The 20,304-nt window shown below is 73.0% G+C and carries 20 protein-coding genes and 3 pseudogenes; 8 read left to right on the top strand and 15 right to left on the bottom strand.

Annotated features, from left to right (window positions below):
* Window positions 1-28 precede the first annotated feature (28 nt).
* The 3 genes from BM237_RS12500 to BM237_RS12510 all read right to left on the bottom strand — a co-directional run bounded on the left by BM237_RS12500 (window position 29) and on the right by BM237_RS12510 (window position 4,604).
* Window positions 29-2,329: a hypothetical protein gene (locus BM237_RS12500; RefSeq protein WP_175540986.1), complete on the bottom strand. Its 2,301-nt coding sequence runs from the start codon at window positions 2,327-2,329 to the stop codon at window positions 29-31.
* 566 nt (window positions 2,330-2,895) lie between these two features.
* Complete coding sequence (locus tag BM237_RS12505) at window positions 2,896-4,095, bottom strand: DUF4132 domain-containing protein (RefSeq protein WP_093849655.1); 1,200 nt, start codon at window positions 4,093-4,095, stop codon at window positions 2,896-2,898.
* Window positions 4,096-4,355: 260 nt separating this feature from the next.
* On the bottom strand, window positions 4,356-4,604 hold the full coding sequence (locus BM237_RS12510) for a WhiB family transcriptional regulator (protein ID WP_093656188.1): 249 nt from the start codon (window positions 4,602-4,604) through the stop codon (window positions 4,356-4,358).
* 148 nt (window positions 4,605-4,752) lie between these two features.
* Between BM237_RS12510 and BM237_RS29890 the strand changes: the two genes are divergently transcribed.
* Window positions 4,753-4,911 carry a DUF397 domain-containing protein gene (locus tag BM237_RS29890; RefSeq protein ID WP_425443686.1) on the top strand — a complete coding sequence of 53 codons (159 nt, stop codon included), beginning with the start codon at window positions 4,753-4,755 and terminating at the stop codon, window positions 4,909-4,911.
* 51 nt (window positions 4,912-4,962) lie between these two features.
* On the opposite strand, the gene BM237_RS12520 is transcribed toward BM237_RS29890, so the two are convergent.
* The 8 genes and pseudogenes from BM237_RS12520 to BM237_RS12550 all read right to left on the bottom strand — a co-directional run bounded on the left by BM237_RS12520 (window position 4,963) and on the right by BM237_RS12550 (window position 11,006).
* Complete coding sequence (locus tag BM237_RS12520; RefSeq protein WP_093849657.1) at window positions 4,963-5,559, bottom strand: dihydrofolate reductase family protein; 597 nt, start codon at window positions 5,557-5,559, stop codon at window positions 4,963-4,965.
* Between the two features lie 199 nt (window positions 5,560-5,758).
* The gene (locus BM237_RS12525; protein ID WP_173915131.1) at window positions 5,759-6,613 is read right to left on the bottom strand and encodes an ABC transporter permease; all 855 of its coding nucleotides are present in this window, start codon (window positions 6,611-6,613) and stop codon (window positions 5,759-5,761) included.
* Window positions 6,610-7,497, bottom strand: a complete 888-nt coding sequence (locus BM237_RS12530) for an ABC transporter ATP-binding protein (RefSeq protein ID WP_425443691.1) — start codon at window positions 7,495-7,497, stop codon at window positions 6,610-6,612. The genes BM237_RS12525 and BM237_RS12530 overlap by 4 nt, the downstream gene beginning before the upstream one ends.
* A 246-nt stretch (window positions 7,498-7,743) precedes the next feature.
* Complete coding sequence (locus BM237_RS12535; RefSeq protein ID WP_093849659.1) at window positions 7,744-7,932, bottom strand: DUF397 domain-containing protein; 189 nt, start codon at window positions 7,930-7,932, stop codon at window positions 7,744-7,746.
* Window positions 7,929-8,036, bottom strand: a pseudogene (locus tag BM237_RS29895) (transcriptional regulator); the annotation flags it as partial. The gene BM237_RS12535 and the pseudogene BM237_RS29895, both read right to left, overlap by 4 nt.
* 35 nt (window positions 8,037-8,071) lie before the next feature.
* A pseudogene (locus BM237_RS12540) lies at window positions 8,072-8,365 on the bottom strand (GNAT family N-acetyltransferase); the annotation flags it as partial.
* Window positions 8,366-8,387: 22 nt separating this feature from the next.
* Window positions 8,388-8,804 (bottom strand): hypothetical protein, encoded by a 417-nt coding sequence (locus tag BM237_RS12545; protein WP_093849660.1) that lies wholly within the window; start codon window positions 8,802-8,804, stop codon window positions 8,388-8,390.
* 69 nt (window positions 8,805-8,873) lie between these two features.
* On the bottom strand, window positions 8,874-11,006 hold the full coding sequence (locus BM237_RS12550) for a tetratricopeptide repeat protein (protein ID WP_093849661.1): 2,133 nt from the start codon (window positions 11,004-11,006) through the stop codon (window positions 8,874-8,876).
* A gap of 428 nt (window positions 11,007-11,434) precedes the next feature.
* Between BM237_RS12550 and BM237_RS12555 the strand changes: the two genes are divergently transcribed.
* From BM237_RS12555 to BM237_RS29290, 3 genes are all read left to right on the top strand, one after another.
* The gene (locus tag BM237_RS12555) at window positions 11,435-11,704 is read left to right on the top strand and encodes a hypothetical protein (RefSeq protein ID WP_093849761.1); all 270 of its coding nucleotides are present in this window, start codon (window positions 11,435-11,437) and stop codon (window positions 11,702-11,704) included.
* A complete protein-coding gene (locus BM237_RS12560) occupies window positions 11,697-12,338 on the top strand; it encodes a DUF6879 family protein (RefSeq protein ID WP_093849662.1) in 642 nt (213 codons plus the stop codon). The genes BM237_RS12555 and BM237_RS12560 overlap by 8 nt, the downstream gene beginning before the upstream one ends.
* A 208-nt stretch (window positions 12,339-12,546) precedes the next feature.
* Entirely contained in the window at window positions 12,547-14,274 is a 1,728-nt protein-coding gene (locus BM237_RS29290; protein ID WP_093849663.1) for an eCIS core domain-containing protein, read from the top strand.
* A 65-nt stretch (window positions 14,275-14,339) separates the two neighbouring features.
* On the opposite strand, the gene BM237_RS12570 is transcribed toward BM237_RS29290, so the two are convergent.
* Complete coding sequence (locus tag BM237_RS12570; protein WP_093849664.1) at window positions 14,340-14,783, bottom strand: hypothetical protein; 444 nt, start codon at window positions 14,781-14,783, stop codon at window positions 14,340-14,342.
* A gap of 114 nt (window positions 14,784-14,897) precedes the next feature.
* Window positions 14,898-15,857 (bottom strand): ABC transporter substrate-binding protein, encoded by a 960-nt coding sequence (locus BM237_RS12575; protein ID WP_093849665.1) that lies wholly within the window; start codon window positions 15,855-15,857, stop codon window positions 14,898-14,900.
* 83 nt (window positions 15,858-15,940) lie between these two features.
* Between BM237_RS12575 and BM237_RS12580 the strand changes: the two genes are divergently transcribed.
* From BM237_RS12580 to BM237_RS12590, 3 genes are all read left to right on the top strand, one after another.
* On the top strand, window positions 15,941-16,945 hold the full coding sequence (locus tag BM237_RS12580; RefSeq protein WP_217655845.1) for a FecCD family ABC transporter permease: 1,005 nt from the start codon (window positions 15,941-15,943) through the stop codon (window positions 16,943-16,945).
* A gap of 122 nt (window positions 16,946-17,067) precedes the next feature.
* On the top strand, window positions 17,068-18,114 hold the full coding sequence (locus BM237_RS12585) for a FecCD family ABC transporter permease (protein WP_217655847.1): 1,047 nt from the start codon (window positions 17,068-17,070) through the stop codon (window positions 18,112-18,114).
* Window positions 18,111-19,043 (top strand): ABC transporter ATP-binding protein, encoded by a 933-nt coding sequence (locus BM237_RS12590; RefSeq protein ID WP_425443687.1) that lies wholly within the window; start codon window positions 18,111-18,113, stop codon window positions 19,041-19,043. Before BM237_RS12585 ends, BM237_RS12590 begins: the two co-directional genes overlap by 4 nt.
* 78 nt (window positions 19,044-19,121) lie before the next feature.
* Here the strand turns inward: BM237_RS12590 and BM237_RS12595 are convergent, their stop codons facing one another.
* A complete protein-coding gene (locus BM237_RS12595; protein WP_093849667.1) occupies window positions 19,122-19,538 on the bottom strand; it encodes a PIN domain-containing protein in 417 nt (138 codons plus the stop codon).
* On the bottom strand, window positions 19,514-19,858 hold the full coding sequence (locus BM237_RS12600; protein WP_139238094.1) for a hypothetical protein: 345 nt from the start codon (window positions 19,856-19,858) through the stop codon (window positions 19,514-19,516). Before BM237_RS12600 ends, BM237_RS12595 begins: the two co-directional genes overlap by 25 nt.
* Window positions 19,859-19,997: 139 nt before the next feature.
* On the opposite strand from BM237_RS12600, the pseudogene BM237_RS12605 reads away from it, so the two are divergent.
* A pseudogene (locus BM237_RS12605) lies at window positions 19,998-20,246 on the top strand (DUF504 domain-containing protein); the annotation flags it as partial.
* Between the last annotated feature and the right edge of the window lie 58 nt (window positions 20,247-20,304).

A 20,304-nucleotide genomic window follows, 5' to 3' on the forward strand; every position in this document is an offset into this window, starting at 1 on the left:
AAACGAGCGGTCCGGTGTCACGGGCGGGTCAGCGCACGGTGGTGTCCCCGGGGCCGTAGGGCACGGGGTCCGTGGTTCCGGCGGGCACCTCGGTCCGCCCGGCGGGTTCCCTGAATCCCTGTGCGTCCGGGGTGAGCAGTCCGCAGACCTCCTCCAGGAGGCCGAGGAGGTCCAGCAGGCTCAGCAGTTCCGGAAGGCAGCGGGGGTCCTGCTCCCGCGGGGCGTCCGGCTCCTGGGGGTTGTCGGGGTTCTCCGGCTCCAGCGGGGCGCCGGGCAGGTCGAGGACCGTGCGCCCGTCGCCGCCGGGCTCGGCCCAGCCGGTGCGCAGGCCCGCGTAGGGCTCGCCGAAGGCCGGGGCTGAGTCGTCGAGGCCGTCGAGGCCGTCGAGTCGCTGTACGGTCCCCTCCGGCGCGGTGAGGGGGACGCGCACCCCTGCGGGGGCGTCGACGGTCACGGTGGAGCCGGTGCGGTGGGCGGTGACCTCCCCGGCGTCCAGCGCCGCGCGCCAGGCCGCGCGCTGCCGCATCTCCTGTCCGATGTCCCTCATCGGCAGGCTGACCATCGGGGTGTTCCCGGCGAACAGGTCCGCGTAGTCGTCCAGGATCCGGTCCAGGGCCGGGTAGGCGATGCGGTCCTCGGCCAGGTTGGACTGGTGGATGAAGTGCGGGCGCGGGTCGTTGCCCATCACATGGCGCAGGGCGATCCGCGCCTCCAGGGGCACGATGTGGGACTCGTAGCCGGTGGAGACGTCCAGCGGGGCGTCCAGGCAGGTGGTGGTGGCCGGCGAGTCCTCGCACAGGCCGCTGCCGCCGTCGGAGCGCCGGGTGTAGATCCAGTTGTACTCGTCGACCTGCTCGGCGGTGCGCCCGGCGTTGTAGAAGATGTTCATCGGGTACCGGGGCACGGTCAGGGCGGGGCCGAGGGGGCGCTGGGCGGCCTCGCGGGAGGCGTCGGAGGCGATCCAGGTGACCCCGGTGGTGGTGAGCGAGGGGGCCAGGTTGGGGTTGTCCCGCGGCTGCTGCGGCAGGGTGACCAGGCCGGAGTGCTCGCCCGTGACCAGCTCCCGCTCGTCGACGGCCAGGTCGTTGCGGTCGGCCCAGGAGAGGTTGTTGTCGATCTGGGTGGTGATCAGGGCCCGGCTCTCCCAGCGGGTCTGCCCCTCGTCGTCGGTGGCGCACCGCCAGGGCACGACGGTCACGTCCTGGACGCAGCCCAGGAAGAGGTGGTTGTAGGTGTGGTTGATCCAGCGGTGGGAGGCCTGGTCGGCGAGCATCCGGGCGGCGAGCGGATCGGAGCCGTGCTCGGAGCGGTGAAGGTCGCTGCCGCCGCCGTTGAAGGCCATGTCCAGGGTGAAGCCGCGGTCGGCCGACCACTGGGCGGCGTGTGCGGCGTCCGCCTCGGTCATCCGGATCGGGTCGGTCTCCAGCCCGTCGTCGGCCCCGCCGCAGTCCACGTCGCCCGGGGTGCAGTTCAGTTCGGTGTGCCAGCGGTCGTCGGCGGCGAACACGTCGTCGACGTGGACGGCGAAGTGGTTGCGGTCCACGCCCAGGTGGACGCCCTGGGTGAGCCAGGCGACGATGCCGCGGGCCAGCAGCCGGTACTGCTGCTGGTGGCGGTTGTAGACGAAGGTGACGACCAGTTCGCTGCGGCCGTCGTGGGTGTACTCGCCCACCAGCGAGCCGCGCTCCTGGCCGCCCGGGACGGGGGCGTCGACGTACGAGGTGAAGGAGGCGTCCCCGGGCGGGTCGGCGAGCGGCACGGCCAGGTAGCCGTAACTCTCGTCCACCCGCGGGTCGTTGTCCTCGAACGGCACCGCCCCGTCGAGGTAGCCGAACGGCCCGTCCCTGCCCGCGTCCGTGACCTGCGCCGTCTCGCCGTCCAGGGGGCCGGCGTAACCCGTCTCCTGCGCCGGCTCCAGGCCCACGGCGGGACCGGCGTAGGTGTAGGCGTCCACCTGCCGGATACCGAACTCCGCCTCGTACGCGGCGAGTGCGGCCATCTCCGCCGAGCCGGCGCCGAAGGGGTTCTCGTTGGGCAGTACCACACCCTGGTACCTGGCGCGCGGGCGGCCGTCCACGGTGTCGCCGAGGAAGTCCTCGTCCACGGTCGGCCGGTCGTCGTCGGCGAGGTCGACCGTGGTGTAGGGCGTACCCGCGTCGTGGAGGGCCGCGGTGATCGCGTCGACGGCGGGTCCGCCGTCGTCGACGACCAGGACGCGCAGGTCGACGCGGGGCGCGGGTTCCTCCGCCGCGGCCGGCGGCGCCGTCGTGAGCACCATCGGCAGGGCCGCGGCCAGGCAGGCCGCGGCGGTACGGATCGCATGCCTCATCGGACGTTCTCCCCCCAGGACGGCCCGTGCCTGCGGCGCCGTCCGGTGTCGAAGCGCGCGGACGCCCCGGCGGTGCCGGTGTCCGCGCGGACTGACTCCCCTTGTGGTGCGGCCGCGGTACCCGGGGCTCCCCTCCCCGGACGGCGTACGGCGGGCACTGCGGGCGGCCGGCCCGGCCGGGTCTCCGGCAGGAGCTTCCCGGCGCTTCGGACGCCCACCGATATGGTGCGCCATCCCCGGGTCGTGTGAACGCCTCCGGGCCAAGTCGTCGGGCGTCGTTCGCCTTCGCGTGACCGGAATTCACCGGAGCGCAATCGTCCGTGTGCGCCCCCTCGATACCGCCCGGGAGCCCGGTGCCGGCGCCGCACGCTGCATCGTCATTGGGGTGGACCAATATCGATGCGGCGTCCCACCCGATAGGGCATATGCGCATTTGATATTCATGGCGCCGGAAGTCGGCCGAATGCCGACGGTCCGCTTCCCGAGGTGATGAGAGCATTGATTCCGGTTCGCCCGGCCTGCTCCCTGTGGAGACGCGCCGGAGGGCCGCCCGGCGGCCCTCCGGCCTACTGCTCGAACGACGGCCGCACCCCCGCCCCGGCGAAGTGCTTCCGCCAGGCGTCCGCCTCACCGGCCGCCGTCCCTGCCGAACTCCACAGCCGTACACCGGCCCCGCCTTCCGGTGCGGGAGGCGTCCCCCGGGCCGCCACCAGTTCCCCGGCGGCGGCCGGGCGCGCGGCGGCCCAGGTGCCGTCCGGTTCCTCGAACTCCCAGACCAGGCCGCGTACGACCGCGCCCGTGACCGGGTGGTCGCGGTAGAGGCGGGCCCACTCCTGGAACGCCCAGGTGCGGCCGGTGCCGGACAGGCCCCGCAGGCGTTCGCGTTCGCCGTTCACCGTCTCCAGCACCCTCCCGGCGTACCGCCGCACCCAGTCGACGCTCTCGGTGTGGTGCCGCTTCCTGAAACCGTGCGGCACGGTGAACGGATGGACGGTGTGCCTCTCCACCTCCTCGTCGGCGTAGACCAGGCTGACGGTGTACGCGTCCTCGACGGTGACCAGCGCGGAGAACGTGGTCCTGAACCAGTGCGCCCCGCGCCCCAGCCGGTGGCCGAACGCCACTGACCCGCCGGCCCCCAGCCCATGGGCGGGAACGGTGCACTCGGCCTGCCTCCACTCGGGCACCCCGAGCCGGTTCGCGGCCCTGGGCAGCACCCTGGCGAACTGCCGGACGTAGAACCCGCCGGGAGGCAGTTCGCGGTGGAGCGTCCACAGCGCCTCCAGCGCCGCCGGATCCCTCCACTGCGCCAGTGCGTGGATCAGCGCCTCGATCACCCGGTCCGAGCGGGAGAACTCCGGCAGCGCGCCGCCGGTCCGCCGCCCGACCGTCAGCAGACCGGGCAGCAGGGCCGTGTCACCCGTCAGCGCCGCGGCCCACACCACTCCGCAGGCCGCACCGATGTTGGGCCCGCCCACCAGTCCCCTGTCGTCCCAGGAGGAGGAGTGGACGGGGACCCGTCCGGGAGCGCACCGCGCGAGCAGCCGTACGCCCTCGCGCACCGCGGCCCGCGCGGCCTGCCCCCGCAGCAGCCCGAGCGTGTGCCGCTTCCAGGCCTGTTCGGGACGCGTACCCTCCAACGCCACCAGGTGTGCCACCAGTTCGGCCGCCTCGGGCGGAGCACCCGCCAGGTGCTCCCGCATCGCCCGCGCCCAGGCGTCGACGGGCGCCAGTACGCCGCCGGAAGGTTCCGCCATCGTCTCGCTCATGCGGGCATGATGCCGTGCCCTTCCGACAACTCCCCTCCCCGGTCTTCTTGTTCAGGGTGCGAACGGCCTCGCCCCGTACCGCGAGGGCTTGGTCCTCCCCGCGCCGGACGCGGACGAACTCGCCTCCCGCCCGCAGCCCTGCGCGGACGCCGTAAACGGCCGCCGCACGGCTCGGCGCGGTGCCCGACACGCCCCCACAACGCGTCGGACACCGCGCCGAGCCTCCCCCGCTCCCCCGTTTCCCCCGTTCCGCGCGGACGTCAGGCGCTGCGCCTGAGTCTGCGCCGCTCCTCCTCCGACAGCCCGCCCCACACCCCGTAGCGCTCGTCGTTGGCGAGGGCGTACTCCAGGCACTCGATGCGCCCCTCGCACGACTGACAGATCTTCTTGGCGTCCACGGGAGTTCTGCCCGGCTCCGGGAAGAAGGGCTCGGAGCCGATCTGCGCGCACAGCGCGCGCTCCCACCATCCGGTCAGCTGCCCGACCGGACCGGAGTAATCAATTGCCATGCCAGGAAGCCTGCCCGGCACCGATCAACGTTTCGTCAACGTCCGATCAACGCGCGCTGACCGGCCCCCGCCGGCTCCCACCCTCCCACCCCCGCACACGCACGCCCCAGGGTTCGCACCACCGGGCGTGTCCGCGTGCCGACGTGCCGTGTACGGACCCGGTTCCGAGGGCGGCGAGTGCGTCGAGATGGCCACCGCCCCCGGCACCGTTCACGTCCGCGACTCCAAGGACCGGCGCGGCCCCGTACTCCACTCCCCCGCCGACGGCCGGACCGCGTTCGTCTCCTCATGCGCGGCGAAGCGCTGAACAGCGAGGGCGGTCCGCGCCTTCGGTCCCGCACGCCCTCCGCCGGGCGTGTCAGTCCGCGGCGCGTGCGTAGGTGAGGATCACCGCGCCGCTGTCGAGGACGGTGTGGTCGGTGAGCGTCCAGGCACGCGGGTCGAAGGAGGCCTTGCGGGAGAACATCGGGATTCCGTCGCCGATGGTCAGCGGAGCGACCTTGAGGATCAACGTGTCGATCTCGGTGTAGAGGGAGCCGGCCAGTTCGGCGCCGCCGATCAGCCAGATGTCCTTGCCGTCCTGCCGCTTGAGTTCCCGGACCGTCGCCACCGGGTCGTCGGCGACGAGTTCGACGGCCGGGTCCGGGCTCTCGGTCATGCTGCGGGAGAACACCAGATGGCGCAGGTGGGGGTAGGCGTCGGTGATCCCGGCCGCCAGGCCGATCTCGTAGCTGCGCCTGCCTTCGAGCACGGTGTCGAAGCGCGTGCCCTCCGCTGTGACGGAGAGCGCCTGCCGGGCCTGCGCGGGCAGTGTCTCGGGGTACTCGGCCACGAGGTGCTGGATGTAGTCCTCCGCAAGGGGCCAGAAGCCGTTCGGGCCGGTGGGGTCCGCGCCGTCCGGGCCCGCGATGAAGCCATCGGGGGTGATGGCGACGTAGTAGACGAGTCTGCGCACGCTGGTTCCTTTCCGTCGGTCCGCTGTCGCGGTGCGGCCCAGAGGCGCCAAGTGACATGCCAGGCTGCGGGACCGCTCGGTGATCATCGCACCGGGTCGGTCACGCGGGTGCCGTTCCACCGAACCCCACGGGCGTCCGCGCGGCCGTCGGCCCGGCATGCCGGGCGTGCCGGGCGTGCCGGGCGTGCCGGGCGTCTCGTCAGCCGACCCGCTGCATCGCCTTGCGGTGCCGCTCGGCCATCGCGGCCCCGGACTCACGGCGGGCCATCCTGCGCAGGACGGGCGGTGCGAGGAGCAGTCCGGCGACCGCCCAGGCGCCCAGTACGCCCACCGTCTCCAGGTACCGCCAGGACTCGCCGATCTCGGCGGCGACCGCCACGTCCGGCAGCAGCGCGGCACGCAGGCCGAGGCCGAGCCAGTAGACGGGGAAGACCTGTGCGACGAGCTGCAGCCACTCGGGCAGCTCCGTCAGCGGGAAGTAGATCCCGGAGATCACCACCAGCCCCATCACCGGGAGCATCAGCAGCCCGATGGTACGCGGGCTGGTGACGAGCGAGCCGATGACGGCGCCCGCCGGCAGGGTCGCCAGGAGGCCCAGCGGCACCACCCACACCAGCGTCAGCAGCGCTCCCCCGCCGCGCTGGGCGACCCCGTCGACCATGAACACGCCGACGGCGAAGGGGAGCACCATGGAGACCAGGGCCGTGCCCGAGACCATGACGACCTTGCCGACCAGATGGCCGACCATGCCGTGGGGCACGGCCTTGGCGCGCAGCAGCGTGCCGTCCTCGCGCTCGGTCGCCAGCAGCTGCGCCGTGGTCATCACCCCGGTGAACGCCAGCGTCATCCCCAGCATGCTCGGCAGCATGAACGCGCCCGCCGAGATGCCCGCGCCCTCCAGCGCCTCGTCCCCGACCAGGAACAGCGGCACGATGAGCAGGACGGTCCAGAGCACGTACCCGAACACGTCCTGGCCGCTGGTGAAGGTCTGCTTGAGTTCCGTCCAGCCGCGCCGCAGGCCCGTCCTGGCCGCGTACCACACCGGGTTGTTCATCGCGCTGCCTCCCTGAAGGCGTGTGCCGCCCGCTCGCCGGTGACGCTGCCCGCCTCCAGCTCACGCACCATCGTCAGATAGGTGTCCTCCAGGCTCGCCCGGCGCACCTCCAGCCCGCCGATCGCGTCGCCGTGCTCCTCGAAGAGGCGGCGGACGAACCGGGTGGGCTCGGCCGTCGACTGCTCGAAGGGCCTCCCGTCCCGCGTCCAGCGCACGGTGGCCTCGGCCGACGCCTGCCGGGACAGTTCGGCGGCCGGGCCGTCGGCCACGATCCGGCCGCCGGCCAGAATGAGGATCCGGTCGGCGAGCTTCTCCGCTTCGGCGAGGTCGTGGGTGGTCATCAGGACGGTGGTGTTCTCGTCCGCGAGCCCGCGCACCAGACCGTGGAACTCGTTCCTGGCCTCCGGGTCCAGGCCGGCCGTCGGCTCGTCCAGGAACAGCAGCTCGGGCCTGCCCACGATGCCGACGGCCACGTCCAGGCGCCTGCGCTGGCCGCCCGACAGGGTCGCGACCCGCTTGTGCGCCTGCTCGGTCAGGCCGACGGCGGCGATGAGCTCGTCGGTGTCCCACGGGCGCCGGACGAGGTCGGTGGAGTACGGCGCGTAGTAGGCGCCCAGGTGCTCCAGCAGCTCCCGCACCCGCCACTTGCCGTGGTCGCGCCAGGACTGCAGGACGATGCCCAGGCGCGCGCGCCACCGCTCGTCCCCGTGGGCCGGGTCGGTGCCCAGGACGGTCACGTCGCCGGCCGAGCGCATCCGGAAGCCTTCCAGGACCTCGATCGTGGTCGTCTTGCCCGCGCCGTTCGGGCCCAGCAGTACGACGACCTCGCCCCGGCGGGCGGTGAACTCCACTCCCCTGAGCACGTCCTGGGTGCGGTAGCGCATCCGCAGGTCGCGTACGTCGATGACCGTGTCACTCCCCGGCGGGCTGCCTCCGGCTCCGGTCACGGGTCCGGGTATGGCGTGGTCGGCCGTCATCGGCTCTCCCCCGTCTCTTTCGTGGTCCGCTCTGCGGGTCGGGGCCGGAAGACGGTGCCCACGTCCGTGGTCATGGGACGCGCTGTGCGGCTGTGGCCGCCCGTCCGGGCCCTCCCCGGACGGGCACCCTACCGAACGGCCCGGCCGCACCCCTCAGCGAGCGGCGCGGCCCAGGAAGTCCTCCCACGCGCACGGGGAGACGGCGAGGACCGGGCCGTCCTCCTCCTTGGAGTCGCGGATGTGCACGGCTCCGGGGCGGTAGGCGACCTCCACGCAACTATCTCCCTGAGAACCGCTGTGGCTGCTCTTGAACCAGTTCAGCTCGTTGCCGGCGCTGCTCATAGCTCTCCTCGCATCCGCTTCAACAGTTCGACCGAGTCCGCCGGGGACAGGGCCTGCGAACGCATCCTGGCATAGCGCATCCGCATCAGGCTGACGTCTTTCGGTCCGGCTACGTATGGTCTGTCCGGCGGTTCAGGGCTCAGGTGAGTTCCAGTTCGCCGACGCGCTGGTCCCCGTTCATCTCTCCGGTCGGCCAGAACCCGAGTCCGAGGTAGAAGCCCTCGGGGCTTTCCCTGCCGGGGTGCCGACAGGCCGTGAGGCGGGTGCCACCACGGCGGCGGATCCCGGCGGCCACTGCCCGGACCGCGAAAGGACCGTAGCCGCGCCTCTGCTGTCCGGCCGCGATGTTCAGGCGCCACAGTCCCGAGCGGATGTCGGTGTTGGTGCCGTCCCCGGCGAAGTCGATGCCGAAGAAGGCCATCAGGAAGCCGACGGGCCCTCATGCGAGATCGAGGTCAGGATTCGGTGATGTGCTGGTCGCGGCCTGCCATGTAGATCCGCGCGGAGTCGCGGGCCTCGGCCCGCATGACCACGGTGCGGGCCCGGTCCTGTTCCTCCGGGGGCAGGGCGGGAGTCAGGTGCTCGTCCAGCAGACGCCGCAGTTCGGCGGCCAGTTCCGGATCCTCCTCCAGAAGTTGCTGAAGCCGCAGCCGCCAGGCGCCTGTCAGTGCCTGTTCGGTGTCCTCGTCCTCCTCCCGGCGTGCTGTCAGCACCCGGCCGCGCAGCGCTTCCAGTTCCGATCCCACGTCCTCGGCCCGCTCCGGTCGGTGGCGCCGCCACCAGGCCACCACCGCGTCCCGCGCGTGCTGCCAGCCATCGGTGGCCATCGCGCTGACCATTGCCGCGCCGGCCGCTGCCACGATCGGATCCATCTCCCGCCCCTTGTCAGGTGTTCCGTTTTCCGCTTTGTCCGGCCCCTACGGGCTGCTGAAGCTTCCTCATCAGGTCTGGTCGGCCTCGCTGTCCGCTCTGAGTTCGCCCAGCAGTCCGCGGCTCGCCGCAGTGAAGGGGTGGTCGGCTCCCAGTGCGCGTTCGCGCCTGGCCACGACGTCGGACATGAGGGCGATCCCTTCGTCCCGGTGGCCCAGTGCGGCCCGGGTCCGGGCGAGGAGCTGCCGCGCCGACAGCGCGATCGGATAGTCGGGGCCGAAGCGGCGGTCGTACGCCTCGGCGACCGACCGGATCTCCGCGTCGGCCGCCCCGAGGCGGCCCAGGACATACAGTGCCCAGGCGTGGTTGTGCCTGGCGCTCAGAGTGACGGTGTGATCGGGGCCGAGGTGTCGCACGCATTCCTCGGGCAGGGAGAGCAGGGTGCCGCCGTCCTCGGTCTCGAGGTCGGGAGCCGGCAGGATCACCAGGAGGCTGGCGCGGGAGCGCAAGGTCAGTGGATGCGCCGACCCCAGTGCCGCACGCCGACCCGCCACCGTCCGTCTCAGAAGAGCCAGCGCCTCCTCGCGTCTGCCGAGGTTGCCGAGGACGAGTTGGAGGCCGTGGCAGGTGTCCAGGGTGTCCGGGTCGTCGGGGCCGAAGAGTCCTTCCTGTGTCTGGCGTACACGGCTCAGCAGGGATTCCGCCTCGGCGTACCGGCCCAGCCGGAAAAGCGCGCGGCCCTCCCTGGAACGCGCGGCCAGTACGAGGCGGTGCTCCTCCCCGAGCAGCGGCTCCGTGAGGGCCGCCGCGGTGCGAACGGTCTCCCAGGCCGACAGGTAGTCGCCGGTTCGGTGCAGGGCGACGGCCAGACGTGTCGCCACGGCCAGTGCGTCGGGCATCGCGGAGGAGTCAGCGACACGCCGCAGCAGGGCGAGAACGTGTGGTGCGAGCAGTCGCAACCGCGGCTCGTACGACCCGGCGTCCGGGATCGCCGGCACGGCTGCGTCGAGCAGTTCGACCGCTGTCGGGTCGAGGACCGCGACCTCCGCGCGAGGGGTGGCGGCGGCGACGCTGTCGAGCAGCACGCCGTGGCTCTGCACGCAGCGGACACCGGTGTCGACCAGTTCGGCCAGCGAGTGGTCGAGGAGTGCCCGCAGTGCCGTCTCGGTGCGAGTCCGGGGAATTACCTCCTCGATCTCCGGGCGGTTCAGCACGGACAGGGGCAGAGGTTCGGGCGCCATCCGGGCCAGGAGCCTCAGCAGGGCCACGGCGTCGGTCAGGCCCCGGGCCTCGAACGTGTCGAGGGTCAACTGCCATGTCCGGCCCACCAGCTGCCGGGGATCCTCCTCCTCCAAGGCATCAGCCCCCTGGTCTATGAGTGTCACTCGTTCGCCCTCGTCGAGACGGTGTCCGTAGACCTCCATCGACCAGGGGTCGATCACCTGATGGGAGAGGAAGCCGCCCGCGAGTGTGAGCGCCAGCGGCAGACGTCCCAGCCGGTCGGCGATCTCGGCCGCCTGCTCCATTGTGCCGCTGTGGGGTGCGAGATCACAGAGTACGCGCGCGGCGTCCTCACGCGGCAGGACTCCGATGTGCTGCAACTGCGCTCCCGGCCACCAGCGTGCGGCGGCCCGGCGGGTGGTGACCACGACGGTGCCGCGCGGGCTGGTGCGCAGCCAGCTGCCGTCCCGGAGGATCGCGGGGTCGTCGGCGTTGTCGAGCACCAGCAGCCAGGGCTCGGCGGACCGGTCGAGGTACTCCCACACCAGATCGGCGGCGGGGCGGAACCCGTTGCGTACCGCCAGCAGTTCACTGTCCGCGGCTCCCCGGTCGGAGGCGACGGCGAGCATTCCGGCGCGCAGGCTCGCGCGGTCGGTGGCGTTGACCCACAGGCCGACCAGTCCGAGTTCCCCTGTGGCGGACCGGAAGAAGTCGTAGGCGACGGCCGTCTTGCCGCAGCCGCCCAGGCCGTGGAGGACGTGGATGTCACAGCCCCGGCCGGATGCGGCGCTCTCCTTCAGACGCTCCAGCACCTCGAGTCGGTCGCGCAGGACCACAGGCGGACGGCCGATCGCCGGGTGGCGGACGGAGTCCGGGGTGTCCGGCCCGGACTCCATGCCGCCGTGGTGATGGTGGTGCTCGCTGATGTGCTGGTCACCCGAGGCCTGGTAGACACGGCCCTCGCCCTCGGCGCGGCCGTCCATCGGGCCCCTCACCGCTGCCCGGCGGGGCGGTACCACCGGGTCCGCCTCCGTCTGAAATCCGCCGCCATCGAAGGGGTCGACGGTGTCTGCGTGCTCTGTGTGCGTACAGGTACCTTTGAACTCACAGGCCCCCCAGTGGTTTCCCCGCGCTCACCCTGGCCAATGATCATAAATATTATGACTTAATTATCAGCATATAGAGCTTAAGTCCACTCTTTCAACTGGCTATCGACGCACCGAACATCTCAGGATCAGCGAACACCCGCCACCGACCCCACCCCGGGGAGTCAACCGCATATGCCAATCATCCGCCATCCCCGGTTTGACTCGAAAAAGCACCTTCGATCCTTCGCCGGAGCGATACAGTTGCAACATTTCGACCGATCGAAATGACCGGGCAGCAGGCCCGGTCAGATGGGGTGGTGGCTGTGGGCAGACCGTGGGAAGCCGACGCCGGGACCGGCTTCAGCAGGAGACTGGGCAAAACCCCGCAGGAGTTAGGGGTGACCACGGACAATCCCGACTGCCCGGACATCTGGGAGCTCGGGAACGGGGACATCGCCGTCATCGGACGGGACCTCACGGAATCACTCGGAAAGAACCTGCCGGCCGGTGTGTCGATCGGAGCCGACGAGCGGCTGGTGGTTATCCCCAGGAGCATGATGATCGCGGCGAAACCGGATATCCCCAATGTTTGAATCGTTCCCGGCAGGTGAATCAGTGCGCCTCGACCGGAAGAAGTACCACGAGGACTTCTACCGTGTCTTCGAGAGCGGGATCCGGCAGCTGAGGAAGCTCGAGCGCGGCCAGCACTTCAGGGAACGCGGCTTCCCGAGCTGGGAGGCCTTCGACTCCGGGGAGTGGGAGACGGCCCTCTCCCTCGTCGAGGAGAAGCGCGAGATCTACGCACGGCAGTTGCGGGAAACGGAGCGCCTCGGAGTCCGGCAGCGCCGTCTGCGGGTGGTGGAGTTCCCCGTCACGCCTTATGTGCAGTGGGAGTTCTTCGTCCTCCGCCTCAAGGTGGAGCTGGGCGACGAGATCAGGGCGATCGACGCCCGCACCATCGCGGAGACCGAGCGCGAGCGGCCCGTGCCCGAGGTCGTGATCCTCGGGGACCGGGCCATGTACGAGGTGGTCTACGAGAACGGGGACGCGGCGGGCGCCCGGCGATACGCCGATCCGGCGCTGATCGCCGAGACGGCGGCCGGTTTCGACGCGCTCTACGAGCGCGGCGAGGACTTCACGGAGTTCTTCGAGCGGGAGATCGCCCCGCTGCCCCCGCCCGCCGTGGGGCGCCGTGTCGCCGCCGGGCACGGGGCGTCGTCGGTCTGATCCTCCCCGCCGCACGCTCCGGCGTACACACCGCCGTACGCCGGAGCGTGCGGCGTTGCCCGAAAGGGACGGCTCGGCGGGCACCGTGCGGGGTGCCCGGGGGCGCGATCGCTGCCCCTTGAGGCCGGTCCGGCCGTCTTCCCGGGCGTGGCGCCGCGGCGGCGCGCAGTCTTTCACGCAGAGGCGCGGTGTCGTGGAGGGAGTGCCCATGCAGATGCGGGATCACCGGTCGGACGACCGGAGCAGCGGTACTGCGCGGGTGCGCCGTGCGCCCCCGGCGGCGGCCTCCGCTCCGGCCCGTCCCCCCGCCTCCCTGCTGGAGTTGCAGCGCTCGGTGGGCAACGCCGCCGTGGTCCGGGCGCTGGAGGAGCGGCGGCGACACGAGCACGCCCCGGACCGCGGACACGGACCACCGGGCTCGCACGCGGAGCCGGTGCAGCGCGCGGAGTCGGTGCACCGGACGCTGAACTCCTCCGGCCGCCCGCTGGAGGAGCCGCTGCGGGCCGAGATGGAGGCCCGGCTGGGCGCGGACTTCTCCGGCGTACGGGTGCACACCGGCGCCGTGGCCCAGCGTTCGGCCGCGGAGATCGGGGCCCGTGCGTACACCTCCGGCGACCATGTGGTGATCGGCCGGGGCGGGGCTGACAAGCACACCCTCGCCCATGAGTTGACGCACGTCATCCAGCAGCGCCGGGGGCCGGTGGCGGGTACCGACAACGGCGGGGGGCTGAGCGTCTCCGATCCCTCCGACCGCTTCGAACGCGAGGCCGAGGCCAATGCCTCCCGGGTGATGCGTGCGCCCCTGCCCGCCGCCCCGCACGCCGGTGTGCCGTCCGCGGCGGACCGCGCCGCGGACGGCGGTCCGGTGTGGGAGGCCGGTCGGCCGTCCGCTCCGGCGGGTCCGGGGGCCGCGCCGGTCCAGCGGGTCCTGGCGAGGGACGCCGCCAACATCTACAAGAAGTGGTCCGGCAGCGGCAGGCTGGTGCCGGCCAAGCAGCGGGAGTGGCTCTGGAGCGAACTCCTCAAGCACTGCGGCGGCGTGGCGGGCGCGCGGAGTCTGAGCGTCGACCAGGCCGTGGAGGCGCTCAGGGGCTCCGGGATCACGCCGGCCGCCCTGGAGGAGGCGGGAGTGGGAGCCTCCGGTGCCCGGCAGGCCGAGCGGCCCCGGGAGTCGGCGGAGGCCTATGAGGCCAGGGGCGGTGGCATGGTCGCCGACGCCGAGCGTCTGTGGAAGGAGCAGGAGGAGTCCCTGCCCAGGGTCACACCGCTGTCCTTCGACATCCCCGGCCTGGGCCGGGGCACCGTCGCGATGCTGCGCGGCGCCACCGGGCAGAGCGCCAACCCCGGCATGCTGGCCTGGTTCTCCCACGGTTACGAGGACGCCAACCCCATCGGTATCGACACCGCCCGGCACTACGCCTTCGCCGTCCAGGTGGAGCAGAGCCTCAACAGGATCGGCGGGGACAAGGACGCCTACGCCTCGCTGCCGGGCGCGATGGCCGAGGCCACGGCAGGCAGGGAGCCGACCACTCAGGCCCCGGGCCTGTACGTCCAGTCCCACAGCGCCAGTGAGCTCAGGCTGGAGATCGACCGCCTGGCCGCGCTGGTGGCCCACTGCGACGTGGCCGTCCTGCTGGACTTCGACTGGGCCCCGGAGGTGGCCCCCGAGTACGCGGAGGCGAGGAAGGCCGAGACCCCGCCGCTGCCCGTCATCATCGAGCGGTCGGCGGCGCTGAGCGGTTACAGCTCGCTGCTGCTGTTCACCTGCCGGACTCCGTGGGCCGTGGACGCGGCGGTCACCGGCAGCAGCAGGCTGAAGGAGCGGATCGCCGCCGAGGTGAGGGCGACCATGCAGTTGGAGGGCCAGGCGCTGAGGGACGAGGTCACCAGGCGGACCGAGGGTGCTCCCACCAGCGGCACCGTCTACCTGCCCTGACCGTGCTCCGGCCGTGCGGTCCCGGACCGGGTCGGTGCGGGTCGGTCAGGGCCGGTGCGGAGAGGTCAGGGGCGGGCGTCCAGGCGGTGCAGCAGGGAGCCGTCCCGGCCGAAGACGTCCATCAGGTATCCCCGCTCCAGCGAGACGCCTTCCACCTGCACCAGGAAGAAGACGAGGGAGTCCTTCAGCCGTTCGAACCTCTGGGCGTCCGAGTCCGTGGCGCGGCTGCGGACGGTCAGCAGGGGCACACCGCCGGGGCCGGGCTCCCGCTGGACGGCGTAGACGCCCTCGTCGCCGCCGGATTCGCGGTAGCGCTCGGCCAGTGCCTTCGCCCCGGCGGGCGCGGCCGTGCTCAGCGCCGTGGGGCCGGCGGAGGCGGGGGCGGAGGGGGTGCCGGGCCCCGTGTGGGGGCGCTCCTGCCCCTGCCCGCCGGTGCAGGCGGTCAGGAGGACGGCGCACAGCGGCAGGGTCAGTGCGGCAGTGGCGCGGGGGCTTCTCCGTAAGGGCATCGGCCGACCGTACCGCTTCCGGGCCGCGGCGTGGGCCGCGGCGTGGGCGGCGGCGTGCGCGGCGGCCCGGAAGCAGGTGGCAGGAGGCCGTGACGGGAGCCGGAGGGAGCGGACTCAGCCTGCGTAGGCGGCCTCGATGTCCTCGACGACCTGCTCCATCGCGTACGGGCCGGCGCTGCTGCTCCACACCTGGCCGTCGACGCCGCTGACCGCGTCGCGCTCGGCCGCCTTCAGCCGGGTGAAGGACTTCTGCTCCCGGGCCGCTTCGAGCGCCTTCTCCCCCTCGGCGTTGAGGGTGGCGATGAAGACGTGGTCGGCGTCGATGCGGTCGAGGTTCTCCAGGGACAGCGGGTCGGAGTGGGGGCTGTTGAGCTCCCGCGCGATGGGCAGGAGTTCGGCGCCGGCCTCCTTCAGCAGGCCGCTGGGCATGTTGGCGGCGTTCATCACCATGGGGCCGGCGGGCATCCAGCGGGCCACCACGGCCGTGCCGGGGTCCTTTCCGCCGGCGGCGTCGGCGGCGCGCTCCAGAAGGGCGTCGATCCTGTTGTCGAACTCCTCCTTCTCGCCCAGCGCCTCGGCGTAGGTCCGCGCCGGCTGCTTCCAGTCGTCGTTGCCGGGGACGACGGTGGGGGCCACGGCCTTGAGGGCGTCGTACTGGGACTTCTCCAGCCTCGGCGCGGCCAGGATCAGGTCGGGGTCGGCCTTGAGGACGGCCTCGATGTTGGGTTCCTTGACGGTGGCGACCAGCGGGACGGACTCCGCCTTCTCGCCCAGGTAGCCGGGTGCGGTGTCCGCGCCGCGGGCACTGCTGGTGCCGACCGGCTCGATGCCGAGGTACAGCGCGGTGTCCAGGGAGGTGTCACCGAGAGCGACGACGCGCTTGGGTTCGGCGGGCACCTCCACCGAGCCGTAGGCGGTCTCGACCGAACGCGTGGCGGCCGTCTTCTCGCTTCCGCCGCTCTCGCCGTCGTCCCCCGAGGCGGTCCCGCCGCAGGCGGCCACTCCCATGAGCAGGGCGGATGCCGCGAGGGCCTGGACGGTTCGGCGGTACACGGGCAGGGCGGAGCTGGGCATGACGGGCCTCCTGGACGGGGATGGTGCCAGCGATTCAGCTTAGGCTAACCTAACCGATGTACCGACCATCGAGAAGGTGTCATGTGACGCTCCGTAAGACTCTGCTGCGCGGCCTGCTGCCGGTGAGCGCCGTGCTGCTGGCCGTCGTGGCGGCCAGCCTGCTCCTGGGTGCCGGCGACGTCGGGCCCGCCCGGGCCGCCGCCGTGCTCCTCGGCGGCGCGGACGGCGACGCGGACGCCCGCTTCACCGTGCTGGAGCTGCGGCTGCCGCGTACCGCCGTGGCCGTCGCCGTCGGCGCCGCGCTCGGCGTCGCCGGGGCCGTGCTGCAGGCCACCGCCCGCAACCCGCTGGCCGAGCCCGGCCTGCTCGGGGTGAGTGCCGGAGCGTCCTTCGCCGTGGTCCTGGCGATCGTGCTGGGTGCGAGCGCGACGACCGTGGGCCCGTACGCCGCCGTGCTCGGCGCGGCGGCCGGCTGCCTGCTGGCCCTGGGCGCCGCCCGGCTGCGCGGGGCGGGCGACGACCCGGTACGGCTGGTGCTGGCCGGCGCGGCGTTCAGCGGGATGGTGGGCGCGGCCTCCTCCGTACTGCTGCTGGTCAACCAGCGGGCGTCGGACGAGATCCGGTTCTGGACGGTGGGCTCGGTCGTCGGGCGCGGCACCGACGACCTGATGGCCGTACTGCCCGTCCTGCTCCTCGGTCTGGCCGCGGCCGCCGCGGTGAGCCCCGCGCTGTCCTCGCTCGCCCTGGGGGACGACGTGGCCACCGGGCTCGGCCACCGGCCGCGCCGGGTGCGCGCGGTGGCCGTCACCTCCGTCGCGCTGCTGGTCGGCGGGGCGACGGCGGTCGCCGGGCCGGTCGCCTTCGTCGGCCTGGTGGTGCCCTTCGCGGCCCGGGCGCTGGTCGGCCCGGACCTGCGGCGGCTGCTGGGGGTGTCGGTGCTGCTGGGCCCGGCCGTGGTCCTGCTCGCCGATGTCGTCTCGCGGCTGGTCGTCCGCCCGTACGAGATGCCGCTGGGTGTGATGACCGCGCTGTTCGGCGCACCGGTCCTGGTCGCCGTCGTCCGATCCTCGAGGTTGCCGTCGCTGTGAAGACGCCACTGGAACCGCGCTCCGGAGCATCCGCGGGGGACGGCCCCGCCGGCGCCCTCGTCCCTCCGCCCGTCCCACCGCCGCGCGGGCCCGGCCGGGTGCGTGAAGCGGGTACGACGGCCGTGGACGCCGCGCCGCCGGGCACCTTCCGCCTGGCCGCCGGCGGCCTGTCCCTCCTCGTGCCCCGCCGCCCGCTGCTGGCCGGCGTCCTGCTCGCGACCGTCCTGGTCGCGGTGGGCGCGGTGGGCCTGTCCGTCGGCGAGATCGCCGTGGCCCCGCTGGACGCCCTGCGCGCGGCGGTGCTGGGCGAGGGAAGCCCGCGCGACCTGCTGGTCGTCGAGGAGCTGCGCATGCCCCGGGTCGAGGCGGGGATCGCGGTCGGCGCGGCCCTGGGGGCGGCCGGCTGCCTGATGCAGACGCTCTCGGGGAACCGGCTGGCCACCCCGGACACCGTCGGTCTGAACAACGGCGCGACCGCGTTCGCCGTCGCGGGGATCGTCGCCGTCCCCACCGGCCTGCTGCCGTCGGCCACCGCCCTGGTGGGCGCCGCCACGGCCGCGGCCCTCACCCTCGCCCTCAGCGGCGGGGCCGGGCAGCGCGGCTACCGGTTCCTGGTGGTGGGCCTGGGCGTGGGCGCGGTGTTCGGCGCGGTGACGAACCTGATCCTGTCGCGTGCGGAGATCGACGCGGCCAACGCGGCGTTCGCCTGGACCGTCGGCACTCTCAACGGCCGCTCCCAGACGGCGGTGACGGTGCTGGAGGCCGGGCTGCTGGTCTGCCTGCCGCCGGCGGTGGTGCTCGGCCACCGCCTGGGCGCACTGCGCTTCTCCGACGCCGTGGCCACCTCCCTGGGGGTGCGGGTGCGGCCGGTGCGCGCGGCGGTGCTGCTGACCTCCGTCGTCTGCGCCGGGCTGGCCGTGGCCGTCGCCGGGCCGCTGGGCATGATCGCCCTGGCCGCGCCCGAGGCCGCCCGGCGGCTGACCGGCCCCGGGCCCGTACCCGTTGTGACCTCCGCGCTCGCCGGGGCCGTCCTCACACTGCTGGCCGATCTGGTCGGCCGCACCGCGATGGCGCCGCTGGAGATCCCCGTGGGGCTGGTCACCGCCGTCGTCGGGGGCCCGTACCTGCTGTGGCTGCTGCTCACCACCCGTACCAGGAGGACCCCGTGAACGCCGTGACACCCGCGACCGCGACCGCCCCCGCACCCGTAGCCGCACCCGAGTTCGGACTCGGGGCCGGGGCCGGGGCGGAGGACGCGGGCGGGGCCCACCGGCTGCGCACCGAGGCCCTCACCCTGGCCCACGGACGCACCCCCGTGGTGCGGGAACTGGACGTCGAGCTGCCCCCGCGGCGGGTGACCGCGATCGTCGGCCCCAACGGCTGCGGCAAGTCGACGCTGCTGGGCGGGCTCGCCCGGCTGCTGGAGCCGCGCGGGGGCTCGGTGCTGCTGGACGGCCGGGCGCTGTCCTCGGTCTCCACCCGCGAGGTGGCCCGCGTGATCGGCCTGCTGCCGCAGTCGGCCACCGCGCCGGACGGGCTGACGGTCCGCGATCTGGTGCGCTACGGCCGCCGCCCGCACCAGGGCCTGCTGCGCCAGTGGTCGAGGGCGGACGCCGAGGCAGTGGAGGCCGCGCTGGACGCGGCCGACCTGCACGAGCTGGCGGACCGTCCGCTGGAGACGCTCTCCGGCGGCCAGCGGCAGCGCGCCTGGATCGCGATGGCGGTGGCGCAGGACACCGACATCCTGATGCTGGACGAGCCGACCTCCGCCCTCGACATCGGCCACCAGCTGGAGGTGCTGGAGATGGTCCGCTCCCTGGCCGCCCGGGGGCGCACGGTGGTGCTCGTCCTGCACGACCTGACCACGGCCTGCCGGTACGCCGACCACATGCTGGCGATGCTGGACGGGCGGGTCGTCGCCCAGGGCGCCCCGGCCCAGATCATGACGTCCGCCCTGGTGCGCACCCTGTACGGGGTGGAGAGCACCATCCTGACCGACCCCGTCCACGGCACCCCGGTGGTGTGTCCCACGGGCCTGGCGGCGAGCCCGGGTCCGGCGGCGGACGGCGCGAACGGTACGGACAGCGGCGGTTCGTGACCCCGCGGCGGAGTACAGGCGGGCCGGGCGTGGCAGCTCCTGCGCCGCGCCTCCCGTCCCCTCAGTCCCTCAGGAGGGTCACACCGCCTCGATATGGACGCTTGTGCCGCACAGTTCGGCCATGTCGTCGAGGCCCGAGGTGAGGATGATCCGGGGCCCCGGGTAACCGAGGGCGGTGGCGGCCACCACCGCGTCGATGGCGTACTTGTGTCCGTGCAGGCCGGCCTCGCGCAGCAACCCGATGGCGCGCCAGGTGATCTCCTCGGTCACCGGCAGGACGGCCAGGCGGGAGACGTACCAGCGGAAGCGCGCCATGTTCACCTTGGCGTGCCATGCCTCGATGAGCGTCGGATCGCTGACGGCGACAAGGGTGTCGTTCGACTGTGCCGCCCGGATCAACGCGGTCACCTGTGGGTCGGCCCGGACCGCCTTCGACAGCCCCTCGCTGTCGAGCAGGAGAACCCCGTGACTCAGCCCGCCCTGCGGTCGCGCCACGCGTCCTCCTCCACGGCGCTCCCGCTCTCCACCGCCGGTGAGCCCGTCTCGTGGTCCGCCGGCGCCTCCGCCGCCCGGAAGGCTCTGGCGGCGCGGTCGTGCGTCTCCCGGGGGATCGGCCCTGCCTGCCTCTCGTTCTCCACCAGCAGTTCCTCGAGCAGACCGCGCTGGAGTTGCCGCTCGACCGCCGCGCTCACATGGGCCGAGAAGCCACGCGCACCGACTCGGGCCCGGACCGCGGCGATGCGGTCGGCGGGCATGGAGACACTGACTTTCCGGGCCGGTGAGCCCTCACCGCCGTACGGTTTGGCTGCGCCCACGATGGCGAGAGCAGCAAAGAAGGTAGCAATTCAGTGCGCGAGCCGTCCCGTCCCGCCCGGGTGAGGGGCGCCGCGCGTAGTACGCGGGAGCGGATGCCCGGGACACCCGGGGCGCCGGCCACGGCGGGAAGGAGGGGCGATGCGCACCCGCGAGGAGGTCTACCACCAGGTCCGCTGGGATCCGCGCCTGGATCCGGCCCGCTTCGTGCTGGGGATCCGGCAGCGCGGCGCCGCGCCCGAGCGCATGCCCCTGCTCTCCTTCCTCCCCGGCGGGGAGATCCCCTGGCATCGGATCCTGTTCGTAGAGGCGGACGGCGAGGTGGTCTGGGACCGCGCCACGGGCGTGGACCGCGTCGGCGTCTCCGGCGCCGGGCACCGCCGCGCTCCCCCGTGAAATCACTTGCCACCGCCGGACCGACCCCCTTATCGTCACTTTGACAATTAAG

It is taken from the genome of Streptomyces mangrovi (genome assembly GCF_900114215.1).
GTDB classification, from domain to species: Bacteria; Actinomycetota; Actinomycetes; order Streptomycetales; family Streptomycetaceae; genus Streptomyces; species Streptomyces barkulensis.

What these genes read in the sequence shown, in the direction of transcription:
- BM237_RS12500 (WP_175540986.1), bottom strand. Translation starts at nt 2,329, where the DNA reads ATGAGGCATGCGATCCGTACCGCCGCGGCCTGCCTGGCCGCGGCCCTG.
- BM237_RS12505 (WP_093849655.1), bottom strand. Translation starts at nt 4,095, where the DNA reads ATGAGCGAGACGATGGCGGAACCTTCCGGCGGCGTACTGGCGCCCGTC.
- BM237_RS12510 (WP_093656188.1), bottom strand. Translation starts at nt 4,604, where the DNA reads ATGGCAATTGATTACTCCGGTCCGGTCGGGCAGCTGACCGGATGGTGG.
- BM237_RS12525 (WP_173915131.1), bottom strand. Translation starts at nt 6,613, where the DNA reads ATGAACAACCCGGTGTGGTACGCGGCCAGGACGGGCCTGCGGCGCGGC.
- BM237_RS12530 (WP_425443691.1), bottom strand. Translation starts at nt 7,497, where the DNA reads ATGCGCTACCGCACCCAGGACGTGCTCAGGGGAGTGGAGTTCACCGCC.
- BM237_RS12535 (WP_093849659.1), bottom strand. Translation starts at nt 7,932, where the DNA reads ATGAGCAGCGCCGGCAACGAGCTGAACTGGTTCAAGAGCAGCCACAGC.
- BM237_RS12545 (WP_093849660.1), bottom strand. Translation starts at nt 8,804, where the DNA reads ATGGATCCGATCGTGGCAGCGGCCGGCGCGGCAATGGTCAGCGCGATG.
- BM237_RS12550 (WP_093849661.1), bottom strand. Translation starts at nt 11,006, where the DNA reads ATGGACGGCCGCGCCGAGGGCGAGGGCCGTGTCTACCAGGCCTCGGGT.
- BM237_RS12560 (WP_093849662.1), top strand. Translation starts at nt 11,697, where the DNA reads ATGTTTGAATCGTTCCCGGCAGGTGAATCAGTGCGCCTCGACCGGAAG.
- BM237_RS29290 (WP_093849663.1), top strand. Translation starts at nt 12,547, where the DNA reads ATGCAGATGCGGGATCACCGGTCGGACGACCGGAGCAGCGGTACTGCG.
- BM237_RS12570 (WP_093849664.1), bottom strand. Translation starts at nt 14,783, where the DNA reads ATGCCCTTACGGAGAAGCCCCCGCGCCACTGCCGCACTGACCCTGCCG.
- BM237_RS12575 (WP_093849665.1), bottom strand. Translation starts at nt 15,857, where the DNA reads ATGCCCAGCTCCGCCCTGCCCGTGTACCGCCGAACCGTCCAGGCCCTC.